This window comes from Vibrio sp. S12_S33 (assembly GCF_963889785.1).
GTDB classification, from domain to species: domain Bacteria; phylum Pseudomonadota; class Gammaproteobacteria; order Enterobacterales; family Vibrionaceae; genus Vibrio; species Vibrio aestuarianus.
In genome coordinates this window covers 1-463 of sequence record NZ_CAWPQZ010000255.1, presented here as the reverse complement: position 1 = coordinate 463, position 463 = coordinate 1, and the positions used below count along the sequence as shown (strand labels likewise).

1 protein-coding gene is annotated in these 463 nt (G+C 35.4%); it reads left to right on the top strand.

Annotated features, from left to right (window positions below; all coding sequences use genetic code 11):
- Positions 1 to 50: 50 nt before the first annotated feature.
- Positions 51 to 443, top strand: a complete 393-nt coding sequence (locus tag AACW06_RS20055) for a hypothetical protein (RefSeq protein ID WP_168524786.1) — start codon at positions 51 to 53, stop codon at positions 441 to 443.
- The last annotated feature ends 20 nt before the right edge of the window (positions 444 to 463 follow it).

Below are 463 nucleotides of genomic sequence, written 5' to 3'. Positions count from 1 at the left end.
GGCGTTATGAAACACTCAAATTTTTAGTGTTGTGAAATAAGGAGAACACTTTGAAGGACATATGTATTATTCACGACTTAGAGTCATCAATACTCGTTGATATTGGAGAAACACTTGGGAATGCAGGAGTAAATATCGAAGGTCTAAGTATAAGTACTTTGAACCATTCTTCTGTAGTTCATTTCCTTGTTGCTGATGAACAAGCAGCAATAAGAGCTTTAAAGTCGACCGCATTGCAAGTTGAAGCTGTATCAGATGTTTTTATTTTGGATAAAGACAACATGCAAGTCACGGGTAAAGCTGGTTCTTTCGGTGGTATTTGTAAATTGCTAATAGATAATGATTTAATAATAAAATTTGGTTACCCTGCTGAAAATAATCGCTTTGTTTTTGGTGTTGATAAACCAGAAAAAGCTAAGCAACTGCTGGCACCAGTTTCATAACAAAGCGTTTAAGACGGATT